The 16,210-nt window shown below is 53.6% G+C and carries 17 protein-coding genes; 6 read left to right on the plus strand and 11 right to left on the minus strand.

What is annotated here, in order from left to right:
* Positions 1–45: 45 nt before the first annotated feature.
* The gene (locus C6I21_RS01640; RefSeq protein ID WP_280953431.1) at positions 46–1,539 is read right to left on the minus strand and encodes a sensor domain-containing phosphodiesterase; all 1,494 of its coding nucleotides are present in this window, start codon (positions 1,537–1,539) and stop codon (positions 46–48) included.
* 30 nt (positions 1,540–1,569) lie between these two features.
* Positions 1,570–1,779 (minus strand): hypothetical protein, encoded by a 210-nt coding sequence (locus tag C6I21_RS16145; RefSeq protein WP_142393198.1) that lies wholly within the window; start codon positions 1,777–1,779, stop codon positions 1,570–1,572.
* A 228-nt stretch (positions 1,780–2,007) separates the two neighbouring features.
* Between C6I21_RS16145 and C6I21_RS01650 the strand changes: the two genes are divergently transcribed.
* From C6I21_RS01650 to modB, 3 genes are all read left to right on the plus strand, one after another.
* The gene (locus tag C6I21_RS01650) at positions 2,008–2,955 is read left to right on the plus strand and encodes a DUF4349 domain-containing protein (protein WP_105957673.1); all 948 of its coding nucleotides are present in this window, start codon (positions 2,008–2,010) and stop codon (positions 2,953–2,955) included.
* Between the two features lie 76 nt (positions 2,956–3,031).
* A complete protein-coding gene (gene modA / locus C6I21_RS01655) occupies positions 3,032–3,772 on the plus strand; it encodes a molybdate ABC transporter substrate-binding protein (protein ID WP_181186032.1) in 741 nt (246 codons plus the stop codon).
* Positions 3,769–4,425 carry a molybdate ABC transporter permease subunit gene (modB, locus tag C6I21_RS01660; protein WP_105957675.1) on the plus strand — a complete coding sequence of 219 codons (657 nt, stop codon included), beginning with the start codon at positions 3,769–3,771 and terminating at the stop codon, positions 4,423–4,425. Before modA ends, modB begins: the two co-directional genes overlap by 4 nt.
* Positions 4,426–4,521: 96 nt before the next feature.
* Here the strand turns inward: modB and C6I21_RS01665 are convergent, their stop codons facing one another.
* From C6I21_RS01665 to C6I21_RS01685, 5 genes are all read right to left on the minus strand, one after another.
* Positions 4,522–6,729: an alpha-galactosidase gene (locus C6I21_RS01665; RefSeq protein WP_245411506.1), complete on the minus strand. Its 2,208-nt coding sequence runs from the start codon at positions 6,727–6,729 to the stop codon at positions 4,522–4,524.
* Positions 6,730–7,551 carry a carbohydrate ABC transporter permease gene (locus C6I21_RS01670; protein WP_105957676.1) on the minus strand — a complete coding sequence of 274 codons (822 nt, stop codon included), beginning with the start codon at positions 7,549–7,551 and terminating at the stop codon, positions 6,730–6,732.
* On the minus strand, positions 7,551–8,384 hold the full coding sequence (locus tag C6I21_RS01675; RefSeq protein ID WP_425352466.1) for a carbohydrate ABC transporter permease: 834 nt from the start codon (positions 8,382–8,384) through the stop codon (positions 7,551–7,553). Before C6I21_RS01675 ends, C6I21_RS01670 begins: the two co-directional genes overlap by 1 nt.
* Positions 8,385–8,469: 85 nt before the next feature.
* Positions 8,470–9,702 carry an ABC transporter substrate-binding protein gene (locus C6I21_RS01680; RefSeq protein ID WP_105957677.1) on the minus strand — a complete coding sequence of 411 codons (1,233 nt, stop codon included), beginning with the start codon at positions 9,700–9,702 and terminating at the stop codon, positions 8,470–8,472.
* A 17-nt stretch (positions 9,703–9,719) separates the two neighbouring features.
* On the minus strand, positions 9,720–10,784 hold the full coding sequence (locus C6I21_RS01685) for a LacI family DNA-binding transcriptional regulator (protein WP_105957678.1): 1,065 nt from the start codon (positions 10,782–10,784) through the stop codon (positions 9,720–9,722).
* A gap of 637 nt (positions 10,785–11,421) precedes the next feature.
* Between C6I21_RS01685 and C6I21_RS01690 the strand changes: the two genes are divergently transcribed.
* Positions 11,422–12,639, plus strand: coding sequence for a Glu/Leu/Phe/Val family dehydrogenase (locus tag C6I21_RS01690; protein ID WP_181186033.1), 1,218 nt, complete (start codon positions 11,422–11,424; stop codon positions 12,637–12,639).
* 60 nt (positions 12,640–12,699) lie between these two features.
* On the opposite strand, the gene C6I21_RS01695 is transcribed toward C6I21_RS01690, so the two are convergent.
* Positions 12,700–13,146: a YkvA family protein gene (locus C6I21_RS01695; RefSeq protein WP_105957680.1), complete on the minus strand. Its 447-nt coding sequence runs from the start codon at positions 13,144–13,146 to the stop codon at positions 12,700–12,702.
* 137 nt (positions 13,147–13,283) lie between these two features.
* Between C6I21_RS01695 and C6I21_RS01700 the strand changes: the two genes are divergently transcribed.
* Positions 13,284–13,466, plus strand: a complete 183-nt coding sequence (locus C6I21_RS01700; RefSeq protein WP_105957681.1) for a CsbD family protein — start codon at positions 13,284–13,286, stop codon at positions 13,464–13,466.
* A 45-nt stretch (positions 13,467–13,511) separates the two neighbouring features.
* On the opposite strand, the gene C6I21_RS01705 is transcribed toward C6I21_RS01700, so the two are convergent.
* The 3 genes from C6I21_RS01705 to C6I21_RS01715 all read right to left on the minus strand — a co-directional run bounded on the left by C6I21_RS01705 (position 13,512) and on the right by C6I21_RS01715 (position 14,755).
* Positions 13,512–13,805 (minus strand): hypothetical protein, encoded by a 294-nt coding sequence (locus C6I21_RS01705; protein WP_105957682.1) that lies wholly within the window; start codon positions 13,803–13,805, stop codon positions 13,512–13,514.
* 216 nt (positions 13,806–14,021) lie between these two features.
* On the minus strand, positions 14,022–14,456 hold the full coding sequence (locus tag C6I21_RS01710) for a hypothetical protein (protein WP_105957683.1): 435 nt from the start codon (positions 14,454–14,456) through the stop codon (positions 14,022–14,024).
* A gap of 95 nt (positions 14,457–14,551) precedes the next feature.
* The gene (locus C6I21_RS01715) at positions 14,552–14,755 is read right to left on the minus strand and encodes a hypothetical protein (protein ID WP_105957684.1); all 204 of its coding nucleotides are present in this window, start codon (positions 14,753–14,755) and stop codon (positions 14,552–14,554) included.
* 123 nt (positions 14,756–14,878) lie between these two features.
* On the opposite strand from C6I21_RS01715, the gene C6I21_RS01720 reads away from it, so the two are divergent.
* Positions 14,879–16,042 (plus strand): iron-containing alcohol dehydrogenase, encoded by a 1,164-nt coding sequence (locus C6I21_RS01720; protein ID WP_105957685.1) that lies wholly within the window; start codon positions 14,879–14,881, stop codon positions 16,040–16,042.
* The last annotated feature ends 168 nt before the right edge of the window (positions 16,043–16,210 follow it).

Below are 16,210 nucleotides of genomic sequence, written 5' to 3' on the forward strand. Positions count from 1 at the left end.
AAGACCGGCCGCAGCCGTGTATCGTATACTATGCCCCTTTTCCGCTCACTGCGGCAGATACACATGACGGGGTGGTTCGTTTTTGTAGTCGAGCAGCTGCGGGAAGGACACGGGACGGGAAAAGTAAAATCCCTGCAGAACCCCGCAGCCCCGCTCCTGAAGCATCGTCCACTGTTCTTTCGTTTCGACTCCCTCTGCCACTACCTGCAGTGAAAACAGCGAAGCGATGGACAGAATGTGATCCACCATGCGCCGGTGGGTTTCATCTTCATCCATTTTCCATATGAAGGACCGGTCGAGCTTCAGCGTGGTCAGCGGAAGTTCCTGCACGTAGGTCAGTGACGCGTGCCCGGTGCCGAAATCATCAAGTGCCACCGACACGCCGAGGTTCCGAAGCGCATATAGAAATTCCTGCAGCTTGGAGAAAGAGTCCTGGTACGTAAACTCGGTCAGCTCAATTTCCAGAAGCGCCGGCTCCAGCTTCGTCCGCTCGAGCGCTTTTTCAATCGTAAACAACAGGTCATCGGCGTGCTGATGAAACGACGATACATTCACCGCTACCGGAAAACGCGCTTCTTCCGGCAGTTCCGACAGCTGGCTGCACGCTTCGTTGATGACCCAGCGGTCGATTAAGTACATCCGGCCGGTTTTTTCCGCTGTCTGCAGGAAAACATCCGGACGTACGGCGCCGAATGCAGGATGGGCCCACCGGAGCAGCGCTTCTGCTCCGACCATGCGGCCGCTCTCTGCATCTACTTTCGGCTGGTACTGCAGGTAAAATTCGTTGTTGTACAGCGACGGCTGGAGATCGTGCGCGAGCCGGCCGGTAAACGTTCCGTGCTGATCCGGGGGCATCGTTTCGTAGACAAGAACCTGATCTTTGCCGCTCTGCTTCGCGCTTTTCATCGCCGATCCGGCCCGGCGGACCGCTGCATCAAGCGATGTTTCTTTCGTCCGCCGGGCACTGATGCCGCCGCTGACGGAAATATAGGCCGGCTCGGTGCCGATCCAGAACGGTGTCTCCATCTGCAGCGGCAGCTGATGCGTCAGCCGCTCCAGCCGGAGGTGGTCCGCTTTTTCCAGCACCAGAAGAAATTCATCGCCGTTCATGCGGAACAGCAGATCGTCTTCCTGCAGCAGAAGCTGCATGCGGATGCAGAACTGACGCAGAATCGTATCCCCCGCCTGTTTGCCGAGCGTGTCATTTAACGAACGGAAGTTGTCGAGGTTTAATGAAAGAACCGCTTCCCCTGTCGTATGTCTTTGTAAAAAACGCTCATTGTATGCTTCTGTCAGTTCATCGTGGTAGTGACGGTATTCCAGTTCCACCGCCTTCCCTAAAAGAGACGCCATTTTCTCCAGGTGGGACCGCTCTGCTTCGGAGAAGGTGTAGGCCGTCGGGTGGAGCAGGCAGAGGGAGCCGAAAACGCGTCCGTTCGGGAGGACAATCGGGACGCCGAGGTAGGCGCCGATGTGAAGCGAGTGGGTGACGTCGAGCTTTCGGGACCATTCGTGTTCGTTGGTGTTGTGCAGCTGCAGCGGCTCACGGCCGCCGTGGTAAAGGTGCTGTCAGTAGGACTGCTCGAGGGGCAGCTCGAGGTCTTTGACCGGGGCGGTCCCGCTGTTGTCCAGGGCATCGATGACCCAGAAGGACCGGTCGTTCATGTAGGAAATGAAGATAGTGTCTACGCTCGTGATCGTCCGCACGACTTCCAGCACATGACGAATGACGACAGAGAGGCCTTCATATTCCACCACTTCCCGTTTGGATATGTACATGTCCCTTACCCCTTCCTTTTGTACCCATTCGAAGTTCACAGGCATATTATATCACAATACTTCTTCAGAAAAAGGAGGACTTTTCCATTCATTGTGTTCCTGCTTTGGAAAGGGGATTTTTGTGAGAAAGGCGTCACTTTCGGAAGAATTCCGTGCTCTGTCATCTTTTTGTAACTTCCTTATTTTCCCGTCGACCAACAGGTAAGAGAAAAAAAGGAGGCGTTTTACATGAGACGAAAGGGGTTATTCTTTATCAGTCTGGTCCTGGCTGTGCTCCTGCTCGGGGCGTGTATGGATCAGAGCAATACGGCGGAAAATAACACAGCGGATATGAATGCAGCGGATGATGCCGCGGTTAATGAAGCGGAGCAGGAGGACACGGAAGCGGGAGGCTGGGCAGAGGAAGAATCCGAAGCCCCGGCTGCTGCTGAAGATAGTGGATCACAGCCGCCGGTGACGGAAACGGAATCGTTCGGCCAGCAGGTCATTTACACGGCCGAGATGTCGATCATCGTGGAGGATTACGATCAGGTGGAACAGAACCTCCGCGACGAAGTGGCTTCCCGGCAGGGCTACGTTGTTGATTCTACGATGCAGCAGGAAGGAGAAGAAGAACGGCAGTCGGGCTCAATGACAGTGCGTGTGCCGCGGGAGTCGTTTGAAGACATGCTGACGGCGGCGGAGGCCGGTGCTGTGGAAGTGGAGTCGCTTTCGACACGCGGCAACGATGTATCGGAGGAGTATGTGGATCTGGAGGCACGGCTGCGTTCGCAGGAAATCGTCGAAGAGCGGCTGCTTTCCTTCATGGAGGATGCGGATTCCACGGATTCGCTGCTGCAGATATCCAGTGACCTCTCAGACGTCCGAAACGAAATCGAACGGGTGCAGGGAAGGATGAATTACCTGGATGACCAGATTGCCTATTCGACGATCACAATCGCCATCCGGGAAGAGCGGGTGCACGTGGAGCCGCTCCAGGACCAGGCTTCCTTAAACACGTGGGAGCGGGCGGAGAGCATGTTTATGTCGACGGTAAACAGTATTCTGCAGGCAGGTGCTTCGCTGTTTGTGTTCGTTGTCGGGGCCTCTCCGGTCCTCATTCCACTGCTGCTTCTGGCGGCTGTGTCCTTCTGGTGGTTCCGGCGCCGCCGTATGGCTCCACGAACCGAGGGGTGACGTGCTATAATAGCGTCAGATTGGAAGAAAAGGGCAGTCCGGCTGCCCTTTTTCCCTGAACAGGAGCTGAATGACCGTGAAACGACTTATTCTATGGCTGCTCCCCACTCTCTTTCTCGTGGGCTGCGGCGATGAAAAAACAGAAATACATATCGCCGCTGCCTCCAGTCTGACCGAAGTGATGGTGCCGGTGACAGACGCTTTTGAACGGGAAAACCCGGAATATGAAATCGTGCCGACGTATTCGGCTTCCGGTACACTGAAGGATCAGATTTTACAGGGGAGCCGGGCGGACATTTTCGTTTCGGCTGACCCGCGCTGGGTCGATGAACTTGAGGAAGCACATATGCTCGAAGACCGGGTCGACCTTCTCGGCAACCGGCTGGTGCTTGTCTCCCCGACCGAGCGGGACTGGGTCATCGACGAGCTGACGGACCTCCCTTCCATGCACGAGATGGAAACGATCGCGATAGGCAATCCGGATCTTGTCCCTGCCGGCGCGCATGCCAGAGCCGCTCTCGAAGAAGCCGGGCTGTATGACATGCTGGAGGACAAATTTGTTTTCTCCGGCGACGTCCGTACGGCTATGCAGTACGTCGAGACGGACAATACCGATGCCGCATTTGTGTATGAAACCGACGCGCTCGCCTCCGGCTCGGTGCGGAGTGATCTGATCATCGACACGCCGGAGCCGATCGTGTATCCGGCTGCGCTGATGGAAGATCGGGAGCAGGAGGAAGCCGGTGCTTTTTATGCGTTTCTTCAGGAGGAAGAGGCGCTGCAGATCTTCCGGGAGCACGGGTTTCAAATCCCATGAGTTTCTGGAATCCCGTCCTCCTCTCCTTTCAGGTCATCGTCCTGGCAAGCCTGATTGCTTTTACCGGCGCCATCCTCGCCGCCTGGCTGATGCGCGGACGCCGGTTCCGCGGGCGGCTGCTCTTAGAAACGTTTCTGATGCTTCCGCTCGTGCTGCCGCCGACGGTGATCGGCTTCGCTCTGCTCGTCCTTTTCGGACGGAACAGCTGGGCCGGACAGCTGTATGAACTCCTCTTTTCCCAGCCGATCGTGTTTACATACGCCGCTGCCGTGCTCGCGGCTGCTGTCGTCGCTTTTCCGCTGATGTATCAGACGTTCCGCTCCGGATTTGAAACCGTCGATGCGGACCTGATCGCAGCCGGCCGCCAGCTCGGTGCAGGAAACTGGGAGCTTCTCCGGTGGATTCTTTTGCCGCTGGCGTGGCGCTCCATCCTAACCGGCTTCATGCTCGGGACGGCCCGCGGGCTCGGTGAATTCGGCGCAACGATCATGATCGCCGGGAGTATTCCCGGACGGACGGAGACGATGCCGACGGCCATCTACAACGCCGTCCAGACAGGAAACACCGTCACGGCCGCCGGCTGGGTTGCGGTGCTCATCGCTTTTTCCTTCGTGCTTCTCGCTGCCGTGCTCCGGCTGACACCGAAGGAATAAGCCGCTTTCTAAAGCACAAAAAGAGACCGGCTTCCTCCCTTTGACAAAGAGAAAAAGCCGGTGCATCCAGCATCCGCCCTCGGCGGATGCTGTTTTTTATGCTTTCACTTCCTTCAAGTGCCACAAATGGCTCTGGAAATCGTGCTCGATGACCGGAATGTCGATACCGGCATACATGAGTTCATCACCGCCGAAGGCGCGGTCCAGTCCATCCACGCTGTAGACGGCATCCGGCTTTAATCCATCGAGCTTCACACGCACAAACGGCGCATTCGCTTCGGCCAGACGGTGCATGTAGACAAAAAGCGCTTCGGAGCGGTCTGAAGACACACGGATTGTCGCATAGCTTTCCGTTTGAAACGGATCGGCCAGCCGGTAGAGCGTACCATACTGGGACAAGTGGCGGACCTCTTTGTAGCGGCGCACCTGATCCCGGATTTCGACCATTTCCGCATCACTCAGCTTCGTCACATCCAGCTCGTAGCCGAGGTTCGCCTCCATCGCGACGTGTCCTCTCGCGGCAAGCGGCGTCGTACGTCCGACCTGATGGTTCGGTACATCGGAAACATGCGCCCCCATCGCCGCCGACGGATACGCAAGGCTCGTTCCGTACTGAATCCGCGTCCGGCTGACCGCATCGGTGTTGTCACTCGTCCACGTCTGCGGCATGTAATAGAGCATGCCCGGATCAAACCGGCCGCCCCCTCCCGAACAGCTTTCAAACAGCACTTCCGGAAACTCCTGCGTCAGTTTCTCCATCACGTCATACAGCCCGAGCATATACCGGTGAGCCGTTTCCTGCTGGCGGTGCGCCGGAAGCACCGGACTGCCGATTTCTGTCATATTCCGGTTCATGTCCCACTTCACATAGGAAATCGGCGCCCCTGCCAGAAGCGTACGCAGCTGCTCCAGAATGTGTGCCCGCACCTCAGGATTGGCAAAATCCAGCACCAGCTGATTGCGCGACTCCGACCGCCTTCTTCCCGGCACGTGCAGACACCAGTCCGGATGAGCGCGGTACAGATCACTGTCGACCGAAATCATCTCCGGCTCCACCCAGATCCCGAAATCCATGCCGGCCTCCTTCACTTTTTCCGCAAGCCCCTGCACGCCGTCCGGCAGCTTCCGCTCATCGACCGTCCAATCCCCAAGCGAGGAGCGGTCATCATCCCGGCGGCCGAACCAGCCGTCATCGAGAACGAACAATTCGATTTCCGCTTCCGCTGCCCGCGACGCTATCTCCAGAATCTTTTTTTCATCGAAATCGAAATACGTCGCTTCCCAATTGTTGATCAGAACCGGCCGCGTGCGGTGTTTCCACGAACCGCGCACCAGGTGCTCCCCGTACAAATGATGAAACGTGCGCGACATCTGACCGAGCCCCTCCGAGGAATAGACGAGCACCGCTTCCGGCGTCGTAAACGTCTCCCCCGGCGACAGCTCCCAGGAGAAGCCGAACGGCTGGATGCCGACGTTCACGCGCGTTCCGTCAAACTGATCCACCTCGGCACTCGCGAGAAAGCTGCCGCTGTACACGAGGTTCCACGCAAATACTTCTCCGGAAGTCTCTGTCGCATCCGGACGCACGAGAGCGAAAAACGGATTCTGCTGGTGGCTGCTTGAGCCTCTCCTGCTCTCCACCACTGCCCGGCTCTGCCCGAGCGGCGTCCGCACCATATCCCGCTCCCGGTTGTGCGCTCCCGGTAGATGAATATATTCAAACGCCCGGCTGCGGAAATCGACGTTGGCAGAGGAGGCTTTCTGAATGACGAACGGCTCGCCCCCCTCATGCACGATCGACGCCGACCGCGCGAGTGCATCCGACGCGTGGAACACGGTATACCGAAGGAAAATCGACACCTGCTGCAGTTCATCCCGGAGCTCGATGATCAAGGTTTCCGCTTCGGCCTCTCCGGCATAGGAAGCCGGCAGCCCATCGAGCGCAGGCTTTCCCTTCTGCACGGTATAGCTTTTATAGCGGAAGTCCGACACTCTCGAACCGTCCGCCCACTCGATTTCAAACGCCGGATCGCGGTAATCGGTATTGCCGTAGGCCGGATATTCCAACGGCGTCGTATCCAGCGAAAACGTCCGGTCCTCTTTATTCGGGTTTCCGGAGAAACCACGGTCCTCATAGCGGACATCGGCGCTGCCGCGGTAGCGGGACAGTCGTCTGCCCCAGTACAGATGCGTGAGGTAGCCGCCTTCCTGTACTTTCATCACATAACTCATGCCGGGCCCCTGAAGGTGAAACACCCCGGTCTTCTCTTCCACGTGGATCGCTGCTGATTGAGTCATCGTCATTTATTTGATCGCTCCTTGGGTTACGCCGCTGATAATCCAGCGCTGCAGGAATAGATAGAGAAGTATCATTGGAAGCAGCGCCATCAAATAAGAGGCGAACGCGAGATTGTAGTTGGTGCCAAACTGAGATTGAAATACGTACTGCACGAGCGGGAGAGTATGGTCCTGGCGGTCGCCGAGTATAACGAGCGGCAGCAGAAAGTCATTCCATGCCCACAGTGCTGTCAATATAGCTACTGTGGCGTTGATCGGAGACAGGATCGGGAAGATAATTCTCCAGAAAACACCCCACCGGGAGCAGCCGTCCACGATTGCTGCCTCTTCCAATTCTTTTGGAATGGTCTTGATGTAGCCGGTGTAAAGAAATACGTTAAAGGCAAGACCGTAAACGATATAGAGCAGGACAAGACCGTTTAGGTTCATCAGACCGATTGTGCTCATTTGGTTCACAATTGGGAGCATGATGATCGGAAACGGCACAAACATAGCGCTTACAAAATAGTAAAACAGGAATTTGTAGCGCTTCCGATGCATATTCCGCGCGATCGCATAGGCGACAAGTGAGTTGGAAAGCACCGTAAAGATCACTGTAAAGATCGTAACATAGAAACTGTTTCCAAGCGCATTAAAGAAGTTCGTCATTTCGATTGCGCGGATAAAGTTTTCAAATGTAAACGAAGCGGGAAGTGCCAGAATGGAGTCGGCGGTTTCTGCCGGTGTTTTAAACGCATTGACCACGGTGATGTAGAGTGGAAAAAGGATAAACACGCTGCCGAGAATAAGCAGGATCGTAACCGGCCAGTTGTAGCGGGTGCGTCCCATTACATCTGCACCTCCCTCTTCTGAAGAATTCGAATCTGAAATACCGAGATGACGACGATAATAATAAAGTAGATGACCGCGTTCGCTGACTGCAGCGCAAACTGACCGCCGGCAAAGCCATCCTCATAAATTAATAAGGAGATGGACTGCGTCGCTCTGCCCGGTCCGCCTCCGGTCATTGCTACGACATGATCAAAGACCATCAGGAAATTTTTCATCGCAAGTACCATGTTAATAGTGAAGAATGGCGCAATAAGCGGAAACGTAATTTTCCAAAATTCCTGCCACTTATTCGCTCCGTCCAGACTCGAGGCTTCATATAAATCACGGTCAATCGTTGCAAGGCCGGCCAGATATAAAATGGTATTGAATGCAGCCGCCTGCCAGACGGCCATGATCACGACTGCCACCCAGGCGAGATCGCGGCTGCCGAGGATGCTGGTTGTCAGCGAGGTCAAACCGATTGTTTCCGCAATTCCAGGGATAAAAACGGCGAAAATGAAGTTGAAAATAAAGCCGACGATCAAAATACTTAAAATATTCGGCATGAAATAGACGGCACGGAGCGTCTTATGAAATTTGATTTTCGCATTCAGTCCGAGCGCAATAATAAGGCTGATAATATTGACGAGAACGGTCGAAACGATAGCAAACTGAAAGGTAAAACCATAAGCGTTATACACCCGGCCGTCCTGAAAAATATTAATATAGTTCTGAAAGCCGACAAAATCCCATTCTCCAAAACCGCGGTAGTTAGTAAAGCTGAAGAAAACACCCTGAAGAACAGGAAGTGTATGAAAACTAAAAAACAAAATCAGTGCCGGCAGCACCATCAATGCATACGGAGAAGGTTTTTTCTTCAGCCATCCTGCCCGGCGGGGGCCGGAGCGGGCGTTGTCCCGCTCCTGTCGCTGTGCATTATTCGTTAGAGAGTCGCTCATATTCGTCATCCAGCTCCTTTAGCAGGTCTTCTTTTGTTCCGTCCAGCAGGTAATCCTGGAACATTACATCGATCTCAAAGCCCTGCGGATAGTAATGATCGGCAAAGGACGCAATCCGGCCATCATCAAAATACTGCTGCAGCTCAGCAAGCGATTCGTCTTCCTGTTCTGCCCCCTCTACCGGAGAGAACATGCGCTGACTCTCAAGGTACAACTCAATATTTTCGGGGTCGAGCAGGAATTCAACAAACTGCTGCGCTTCTTCCGGATGCTCTGTATCTTCGCCGATCATCAAAGCGACATCGACACCGGATACAATGTCGTTTTCGCCGGCTTCATTCGTTGCCGGAAGCGGAAAGACACCCAGATTCATATCCGGATTGGCATTCAAAATTTCTCCAATTGCCCATATGCCCTGCATGTACATCACTGATTCTCCGTTGGAAAAAGAAGTATTGCCCATGTTGTAATCCTGGCCGAATACATCATTATCTGTATACTGCAGCAGTGTTTCGAGTTTTTCAGCAACTTCTCCGTATTCTTCACTGAAGGAAGTTTCCCCTGCCTCTAAAGCATCGAAGAATTCTTCTCCATGAATATTAGATGCCAGGGCGTTTAGCGGCGGCAGAATGGTCCACGATTCCCCGTAAGTAGAGTAGAACGGCACTTCTCCTTTTTCTTCAATTTCTTCTGCCAGCGCTGTGAACTCGTCCCAGGTTTCGGGAATTTCCAGCTCCAGCTCTTCAAATAAGTCTTTATTGTAGATAACCCCGTTCGCGTTCACCGTGTGCGGCAGCGCATAAAGTTCGTCCGTGCCTGTAAGACGCTTCAGCATGTCTTCGTAATTATCATCAACTTCAGATAACACATCACTGTCGGACATATCTTGAAAGACGCCGGAATCGCCAATATCTCCGAATGTTGCGCCACCGTTAATCGTCAGGACGTCAGGTATGTCGTTTTGTGTCAGGCGGGAAAGAAGCACCGTATCTGCATCCGGTACGTTATTCTGCTCCACCTGGATACCAGGATTCTCTTCTTCAAACTTGGCGATCAATTCATCAAATTCATCCACGGCCTCTGCTTTAAATTGAAAGAATTCCAGTTCCACCGTTTCCCCTTCTGCACTACCTTCTCCTCCGCCGTTTCCACAGGCCGCCAGAAACGCTGTCATTCCAAGAACAACGCTGATACAAATTGATTTTTTCATGTGATTCTCCCCTTTATTTAGTCTGAGTGTGCTGCTTTGGCTCCGCAGGACTCCCGTACGATCATCGTTGTCGGTACAATCACCTGCAGCGGTACGTCCCGGCCTTCCATCCGCTCCAGCAGCAGGCTGCAGGCGGTTCGCCCCATCTGTCCGCCGTATAGCTTGGTTGTCGTCAGCGGCGGGGTGACGTACTTGGCAAACTCCACGTCATCGACACTGACGATGGCCGTATCATGCGGCACCGAGTACCCGGCTTCATTCAACGCCCGGATCGCGCCTAGGGCAATCGGGTCGCTCGCTGCAAAAAAGGCACTTGGAAGCTCTCCCTGGGCGAGCGCCTGCTTCATCATGTGGTAGCCGGCGTGCGACGACCAGTCGCCGATCGTATCGTCTCCGAGGAAAACGAGCGCTTCCTCGTAAAGATTCCGCTCTTTCATGAAGCGGATGAAGTACGTCAGGCGGGGGTCCACTGCTTCTTTGTTCCGCTGGTGCAGATACTGTGTCATTTCCCGGCCGCCGAGGAAACCGACTTTTTTATGTCCAAGCTGCATCAGGTGCTGCAGCACATTTTCGGATGCCTGATCCAGATCGGCGAGCACGGAGTCGAACCGGGATTTATCCGGTGACTGATCAACAAAAACAATGTTCGGGTGCGGATACAGCGCTTCGATATCCTCCGCCGTGGATTTACCGATAACGATAATGCCATCCAGCTGCTCCAGCGCACCCTCTCCCTGAAGCCGGCGGAGCCGCAGCGTGACTTCCACGTGCATTTCGAGCTCCTCCGCTTTGGCCTGAATGCCTTCAATAATTTCGCGGAAATAGGGATCCTCCTGGTCATCTTCTGTGTTGTTCCACGTGAGAATACCGATTTTCCAGGCACGGACCGTCTTTTTGACGTATGCCTTTTTCGAGCGCCGCTTCATCGGCTGGTACTCCATCTTTCTTGCTACTTCCACCACCCGCTGCCTCGTTTCATCCAGAACGACGATGGACTGATCGTCATTTAGAATTCTCGAAACGGTGGCAATCGACACATTGGCGGCTTCCGCAACTTCACGAATCGTAGCCAGGGTAAACACCTCCTTTTGTTAACTTCTTTTTTGCTGAATTGACTGTATCTTAGCATTATGTATTCGCTTTCAATATCGTTTTTTCGGTAAAACATCAGTAAAATATAAATTTTTTATCAGTAAACATAATTATTTTACCGATATTTTACCGATCATGCTTATAAAACCTCCAGTGCGGAGCAAAAAACAGGCTTCCCTGAGCGGTGAGGCACTGAAAAAGTCTCTATTAAAGAAACTTTAACCTTTTCAATTAGGGAAATCAGACTGCACTACAGACGGAAGCTTGCCGCGGGCATGGCCTCAGCCTCCTCGAACATCCTTTGGATGTTCTGTGGGGTCTTCACCTCATGCTTTTCCCGCGGGCGTCCCCGTCTTTTGTTTCGTCTGATTGAGCCTGGGATAAAAAGCATGAAAATGGTCAAAAAAGTTCCATGAAAAAAAGACGACCAGATCCAAAAAAATTGGAAATTGGTCGTCTTTTTTCTGTGAGTTTACTTTCGTTCAATTAAAATCGAGAGATTTTCAGTGGCTTCCCTGAGCGGAGTACCTGCTTTCCTGAATCTTATTTCATGCTGCTTCGTTCATCCTAGAAAAGGGTAAAGAGACTCATATCGTTTTGAAGGAGGCATCCATGAATCTTGATCAGATGAATACATTACTTGAAGAAGCAGGAGACTATCTCGGCGTAGACCACTCTTTTGCCGGGCTGCTCCGTATTCCCGAACAGCAGATTGCCATCTCCATCCCCTACCGCCGCGACGACGGCTCGATGCACACGGTGCCCGGTTACCGGACAATTCACTCGACACTGCTCGGCCCCGGTAAAGGCGGGATCCGGCTTCATCCAGACACCGACTCCGAAGAAGTCCAGCTTCTCGCCTGGTGGATGACAATGAAAACGGCCCTGCTCCACCTGCCGTTCGGCGGTGCCAAAGGCGGCATCGCCGCGGATCCGGAGGATCTGTCCAGCCGGGAAAAGGAAAATGTCATCCGCTCTTATATTGATAAGCTGCATCCATTCATCGGCAGAGATACCGATATTCCTGCTCCCGATGTCAACATCGGACAGCAGGAAATCGGCTGGATGATGGATCAGTACGAGAAGCACCACGCCGATCCGTATCATGCGACCTTCACCGGCAAAGAGGAAATTATCGGCGGTGCCCCCGGACGTGTGGAAGCCACGGCTGCCGGTGTTGTACAGACGATCGAATGCTGGCTGGAAGCGAACAACAAAGCAGTCCATAAGCAAAAAATCGCCATTCAGGGAGCCGGTAACGTCGGCGGCATCTGCGCGAGGATTCTGTCGGAAAAAGGCGCCCTTATTACCGGAATTTCCGACTCTTCCCAGGCGCTTCATGACAGCAGTGGCCTGGACGTGGAAAAAATCCTCACCCATAAAGAAGAAACCGGCCGGCTGCAGAAGACCGGCGGGAAAGAGCCGGACACGATCTTTGATGCCGACTGCGACATTTTCATTCCGGCAGCGATGGAAAACCAGCTGACAGAAAAGACGGCCGGCAGACTCCAGGCATCACTCGTTGTTGAAGGTGCCAACGGCCCGACCTCTGAAGATGGAGATAAAAAACTTCAGGAAAGAGACATCGATGTGCTTCCGGATATTTTAAGCAATGCCGGCGGTGTCGTCGTTTCCTATTATGAATGGCGGATGAATGAGCGGAAGGAAACATGGGAGAAATCCCGTGTGCAGAAAGAGCTGAAATCCGCGATGATCGACGCGTTTGAGCGGGTGCACGACATCAAGCAGGAAGTAAACGTCCCTTACCGTACAGCGGCTTATTATGCCAGCTGCCGGCGTCTCGCAGACGTTATGGAAGCAAAAGGTCTGCTTGCTTCCGGGTAATTATTTCCCGGGAAATGACGAAGAAAAGAGCTGCCGGAAATGGTTCTCCGGCAGCTCTTATTATTTTCCCTCCGGCCTGAAGTCATCCTTCAGCCCTTCCGGCTCTTCGTTAAACCAGGCGGTCGTTTTTTCATACGCCCGCTGCTTTGTCTCATCGCTGACATGGGAAATAACTTGATACAGCGCGTAGATAATAATCGTCAGGTCATCAGTGAAACCGATCACTGGAATAAAGTCTGGGATCACATCCACCGGCAGGATCAGGTACCCGAGTGCACCGACGATCGTCATTTTCGCTTTTTTCGGCACCGCATCATCCTGCATCGCATAAAACAGGGTCAAACTGTAGTATACAAGCTTTGATCCCATTTTCTTTGCGGCACTCCGGAGCTTCTCCCAGAACTTCGATTCGCTGTAATGCTCCTTTCCCCGGGAAATCTCTTTTTCTTCATCGATTTCCTGCAGCCGGCTTTCGTATTCTTTGTTTTTTCGAAAAGGCAGTCTCATATTCATCCCTCCATCTGTTCGTCTACTATTTATTATTCCTTTTTTGGGAAAATGTGAAACCGGACAGACACAGGTTTTAATTACCGGTGCAGCGTGAATAGCCCTTGTAAGACAAATTTTAAGAGGAGGCGGTTTTCATGGCAGATAAAAAAGGCTGGAGCGAAAAAGTCAAAGGCGCTGTAAGCAAAGTGAAAGGTGAAACGAAAGATCAGGTCGGCAACGCAGCAGACGATCCGAAGATGCAGAAAGAAGGCAAGAAAGACAAGGTAAAAGGCGATTTTCAGGATCAGGCCGGCGATGCCAAAAACAAAAACAATTAATGAGCAAAAGACCGTCCGGTAGCCGGACGGTCTTTTGTTTCGTATTTACCTTGCTGCATCCCGGAACGCACTGGCCAGAATCCAGACGGCAGCGATCGTATGCAGGATCCAGCCGACTACAGGAATCCAGCCGAGAAAAACGGCCACCAGACCACTGACACTCGGCAGCTTCGCTGTACGGTACGTAAACGCAATCAGCAGGGTAATAATATGCAGAACAAGGGCAATGCTCAGTGCAGAATAGCCGCTGAACACGACAATGCTCCCTCCAATAAATGGAATCGCCAGCAGTGCTTCAAAACCGCCGGACGCAAACTTCGAAAACGCAGATAATTTCACTCGTAGTTCCTCCCTTTTTCTCATTCTCTCTATCTTCTACGTTTTCCATACCCGAATGTTCCCGATTTCACGCATCGCCCGGCGGAATTAGTTTCCTGTTCCCATACGGATGGTTTCAGCGGCACCGGGAACCGGCAGCAGTCCGAAAGGTTCCGGGCTCTGCCAGGCGAAAAGGCTGCAGCCGGTAGATGTCACCCACCGCTGCAGCCTTTTCCTTTACCACCTTCCGCCGAATCCGGAGGTCTTTTCTTTATACACGCATGTCATCAGAATAAACCCGACGGCAATGCCCGGCAGCTGCATCCGCCCGCTCATCAACAGCTCGTTAAGCGAACCGGAGGCAAGCGTTAAAAAGCCGGGACCGTGCACGGCGAGAAGCGGGTAGCAGGCAAAATAGAGCATGGGGAGGCCCATGAATACGATCATCGCGCCGCTGATCGTCCAATTGCCGTCCGAGCGGAACTGCCGCACGAGAATCGGCAGGCCGAGCAGTATCCCGATGATCACATATAACAGCGGCACATACAGCCCCGGACCGCCGTCCGCGCCGGTTTCTTCCTGAAGCAGTGTTCCGGTATCCACGATGAGAAAATAAACGAGCAGCAGCACAATCGTATAAATCAGATAGCCAAGAATGCGTTTCCAACCCAATTCCTACCCCTCCTTCTATGTATCTTTTCTCAGTGTATCATAGACCGTGCAGGGCGGAAGTTGGAAATATGGAACACAAAAAAACTGAGGTGGATTTACCACCCCAGCAGCCGTTCCCGTTCTTCTTTCAGGAGTTCCACTTTGTGCTCGACGGCGAGCCGGTCCTCCGGTTCCATCGGCACATCGACACTCAGCTTTTTTTCTTCCAGCTCAATTTCCTCTGTCAGTTCATCGTACCTGCGCTGTGTTTCGGCCGGCAGGCTTTCAAGCCGTGCCTGGTGCTCTGCTTTGCGGTCCATGGCGTTTCCTCCTTTGTATCGGGTCTCCCTGACAGTATAGCAGAAATTCGTTTTTTGCAGACGCTTTCACGACTTGTGCTATAATCAGGCGGCGGGAAAGGTACCATCAAAGGAGGAGAAACCATGGAAAATTTTGTTTTTCAAAATGCAACGAAGCTTCTTTTCGGCTCCGGCCAGGAGAAAGATACCGGCTCAGAAACGGCGGCGCTCGGGAAAAAAGCGCTGCTTCATTACGGCGGCGGCTCGATTAAAACAACCGGTCTCTACGACCGTGTCAAAGCGTCGCTTGAGGAAGCCGGTGTGGAGGTTGTGGAGCTGGGCGGTGTGAAGCCGAATCCGCTGATCAGCCTCGTACGGGAAGGCATCGAGCTCTGCCGGACGGAAAACGTCGACGTCATCCTGGCTGTCGGCGGCGGGAGTGTCATCGATTCGGCTAAAGCGATTGCCGCAGGGGTGTACCATGACGGCGATGCCTGGGATTTCTTCACAGGAAAAGCCGAGGTGACAAAAACACTGCCGATCGGCGTTGTGCTGACCATACCGGCAGCCGGCAGCGAAACGAGTGCCGGAAGTGTTGTGACGAATGAAGAGGGGGAATACAAGCGGGCATTCGGTCATGAATCGCTCCGTCCGAAGTTCGCCATACTCAACCCGGAGCTGACGTACACCCTCCCGTCCTATCAGACGGCCTGCGGTATTACGGATATGTCGGCGCACATTTTCGAGCGCTATTTTACGAATTCCACGCACGTCGATGTGACGGACCGCCTCTGTGAAGGCACGCTCCGCTCCATCATCCGTCACGCGCACACCGTGCTTGACGAGCCGGAAAACTACGATGCACGGGCGGAAATTCTGTACGCCGGCACCATCGCCCACAACGATACCCTCGGTGTAGGAAGGATCGGTGACTGGGGCAGCCACGACATCGAGCATGAAGTCAGCGGCATTTACGACATCGCCCACGGCGCCGGACTTGCGATTATTTTTCCGGCCTGGATGAAGTACGTGTACAAGCACGATGTGGAGCGGTTCGCCCAGTTCGCCAACCGGGTATGGGACATTGAAATCGACCTGAACGACCTGGAAGGCACCGCGCTTGCCGGCATTGAACAGGTGGAGAACTTTTTCGACTCCATCGGCATGCCGACGCGCTTAAGCGACGTCGATATTGACGACACCCACTTTGAGAAAATGGCCGCCAAAGCAGTGGAAAACGGCCCTGTCGGCCAGTTTGTAAAGCTGGAAAAAGAAGACGTGAAACGGATTTACGAGCTTGCTCAGTAATCCAGGAAGAGAAAGCCTGCACCCGGGCTTTCTCTTTTTTTGTGTGCCTGGCATGTCTGACAGCTAGGTGGTGAAAGTCCACTACGGGCTTGGTAATGGGAACCGTTAGCGAATGGCAAGGGTGTCCGGGGTGACCCGGAATCTGAAGGAAGCCGGACGCAAACACAC

The sequence above is a fragment of the Alkalicoccus urumqiensis genome (assembly GCF_002993335.1).
In the GTDB taxonomy this organism is placed as follows: Bacteria; Bacillota; Bacilli; order Bacillales; family Salisediminibacteriaceae; genus Alkalicoccus; species Alkalicoccus urumqiensis.